At 42.2% G+C, this 3,562-nt stretch carries 2 protein-coding genes; both read right to left on the bottom strand.

From position 1 onward, the window contains the following. Positions 1–657 (bottom strand): sigma-54-dependent transcriptional regulator (locus ACP45E_RS17415; protein WP_141707392.1); only part of this gene is annotated, 657 nt, incomplete at its 3' end. A gap of 276 nt (positions 658–933) precedes the next feature. Then, positions 934–2,964, bottom strand: coding sequence for an excinuclease ABC subunit UvrB (gene uvrB / locus ACP45E_RS17410; RefSeq protein WP_017037987.1), 2,031 nt, complete (start codon positions 2,962–2,964; stop codon positions 934–936). Positions 2,965–3,562: the final 598 nt, after the last annotated feature.

Here is a 3,562-nt window from a genome sequence, read left to right as displayed (position 1 = left end):
GTGACCAAACAGCTCACTCTCAATCAGATCTTTAGGGATAGCCGCACAGTTAATTGCAATAAAGGGTTTATCACCACGCTTGCTGGCCGCATGAATCGCTTCGGCGCAGACTTCTTTACCGGTACCACTTTCTCCGGTAATGAATATACTGGCTTTACTGGTAGCGGCTGAGTCAATCGTGCGGTAGACCGATTGCATCATGTGGCTGCTGCCAATGAAACCTTGGTAGTTTTGATTACCAGGGTAGTCATCTTTGTTTTTAAGCTTACTCGCCTTACGAATAGCATTATTCACCGTGACACGCAGACGATCCGCTTCACAAGGCTTAATAAGAAAGTCCTGAGCGCCCAAACGCATGGCTTCAACAGCGGTATCGATAGATCCATGGGCTGTCATAAAAATAACAGGCACGTCTGGGTGAATTTGCTTCGCACTTTCAAGGACGTCCATCCCAGTCATATCTGGCAGTCGTAAATCAAGCAAGATAAGGTCGGGCGTTCGATTCTTTAAGCTATCAAGCGCATCACGCCCCGTTCCGACAATATTAATGTCTATACCTAGCGGGGTGAGGTAAGATCGATACAGAGCCGCGACCGACGCGGTATCCTCTACCATCAATAGATATTTAGATTTATGTACATCTGACAGTTGCTGCATAACCTAGCCATTAGTTATTTGCATTTTTCTAGATAATTGCATTACGAATTGCATTTTGCAAACATAAGGCATCATTAATATAGCATCGAAAGGCTGCTTTTGTGTGCTACATCGCGAATGAATGTTGACCTCACGAATCATAATCAAATGACAACGATAGAAGATACTCTAAGCGGATTTATAAAAATCTCGGTGTGTAAAAAACCTATAAAAAAACAAAGCCAATAAAGTCATGCTCAATTGGCTTGTTATTATCGACTTTCTTTTGTTTGTTTTCTAACTATTGGCGATGAACTGCTGACGCAACTTCTCGATACCATCGCGCTTTGCCGCTGCTAGCTCAAACTCCAAATCTTGCGCATGTTGATACATCTGCGCTTCCATTCTCTTAATCTCTTTATCCAGCTCTTGCGGCGTTAACGTGTTGTAAGCCAATGACGGCTCTGCCACTTGAGATAATGGCACTTGCTTACTTGTTTTCTTCTTCTTTGACTTAGCGATGTCGCCGATTTCCATAATGTCTTTAACGCTGCGCTTCAATGCTTGAGGAGTGATCCCCTTCTCAAGGTTATACGCTTGCTGTTTTTCACGACGGCGGTTGGTTTCATCGATCGCTTTTTTCATCGATTTAGTTATCGAGTCGCCATATAAAATCGCTCGACCTTCTAAATTTCGGGCCGCACGGCCTATCGTCTGTATGAGCGAACGCTCTGAACGTAAGAACCCTTCTTTATCGGCGTCAAGTATGGCCACCAGAGAAACTTCCGGCATATCCAAACCTTCACGGAGTAAGTTAATACCCACTAACACGTCAAACTCGCCTAAGCGTAGATCCCGTATTATTTCAACTCGTTCTACCGTATCAATATCTGAGTGTAAATAACGGACTTTAACACCATGTTCGGTTAGGTATTCCGTCAAGTCTTCAGCCATTCTTTTTGTCAATGTCGTGACCAGTACACGTTCATCTTTCTTAGACCGAATTCTAATTTCAGATAAAAGGTCATCCACTTGTGTCGCGACAGGACGCACCTCAATCTGTGGATCAAGCAGACCGGTCGGCCTAACCACTTGATCAGCAATATCATTGGCTGACTTCTCCAATTCGTAGTTACCCGGTGTGGCTGAAACAAAAATGGTTTGTGGCGCGAGAGATTCAAATTCTTCAAACTTTAGCGGACGATTATCCAGAGCTGAAGGTAGCCTAAATCCAAATTCAACGAGGGTTTCTTTTCTCGATCTATCTCCTTTAAACATTGCCCCAATCTGAGGCACGGTCACATGCGATTCATCGATAATCAGAACACCATCTTCAGGTAAGTAATCAAATAACGTCGGTGGCGGCTCACCCTCTTTCCGGCCACTCAAGTAACGAGAGTAGTTTTCAATACCAGAGCAAAAGCCAAGCTCATTCATCATTTCAAGATCAAATTGGGTACGCTGACTGATCCTTTGCTCTTCTAGAAGTTTATTGTTCTCAAGTAGATACGTCTGACGTTCTTTCAAGTCTTTCTTTATATGCTCAATGGCATCAAGAATACGTTCTCTCGGTGTCACGTAGTGAGTTTTAGGGTAAATAGTATAGCGGGGTAGATCTCTCTGCTTCACGACACCAGTAAGAGGGTCAAACACACTGATACAATCGATTTCATCGTCGAACATCTCTATTCTCACTGCATCTTGCTCTGACTCCGCAGGGAAAACATCAATGACTTCACCACGAACTCGAAATTGACCGCGCTCAAAGGCAACATCATTGCGAGAATATTGAAGCTCTGCCAAACGACGTAAGATATCTCGTTGGTTCATCACATCGCCACGGCAGATATGTAACATCATCTTCAAATAAGAGGCAGGATCACCCAAACCATAAATGGCAGAGACGGAAGCAATAATAATGGCGTCTTTACGTTCAAGTAGTGCTTTGGTGGCAGACAAACGCATCTGCTCGATATGTGCATTGATAGAGGAGTCTTTTTCTATAAAAGTATCTGTCGTTGGTACATATGCTTCGGGCTGGTAATAGTCGTAATAGGAAACAAAATACTCGACGGAGTTATTGGGGAAAAACGACTTCATTTCTCCGTAAAGCTGCGCAGCCAATGTTTTATTAGGAGCGAGTAAAATCGCAGGCCGCTGTGATTCAGCAATCACATTCGCTAGTGTAAAGGTTTTGCCCGATCCCGTTACCCCCAACAATGTTTGATGAGCTAAACCTGAATCCAAACCCTCGAGCAGCTTTTTAATTGCAGTGGGTTGATCGCCTGACGGCTGATAATCAGACTTTAAATTGAACACTTTACTCATCTTCTCTCCATGACATTAGACTCTCACTCCCACCATTGTCGCTGTATGTATATACACCTGCAATATTTATATTTAAGACTCGTCTAAAAAATTTCTTTTAATCATGATAAAAAGAGAGCACACACCGTATTTAGACTGGATAATCCATTTTCCTTTTGGTATTATCTTTCGCCCTACACCGTCATCCTCGTAAAAAACACTCATTTTTATTCACAAGATTTCCCCAATTTAGTGCAACGTGAACAATTTACCCTTCTCTTCATTCTCAAAAAATTTTCAATCAAACACTCAGAACTTCCCATTAATCCTTAAGTTACAATAAATTATTTTACACTTCACACCCTGAACGAATTAGAATCTTAACTCTATTTATTCAGTAAAACCCAGTTCTACCGAGTAATTCACACACTTATCCACAAATTTAGTGGATAAGTAAATGCAGCCCAATAGCGATAAGGCATAAGAGAAAGTAAAGTGAATTTCTACAAAATATATTCACTATTTTCTGTTTCCAAATAGTTGACAGCCTAAAGTTCTCTCGTTAAAATTCGCCCCGCTTTACAGCAATTCCCCCTTAGTTCAGTTGGTAGAACGGCGG

The organism is Vibrio genomosp. F10 str. 9ZD137 (genome assembly GCF_049974785.1).
Lineage (GTDB): Bacteria > Pseudomonadota > Gammaproteobacteria > Enterobacterales > Vibrionaceae > Vibrio.
This window is presented reverse-complemented; position numbering and strand designations above follow the sequence as displayed.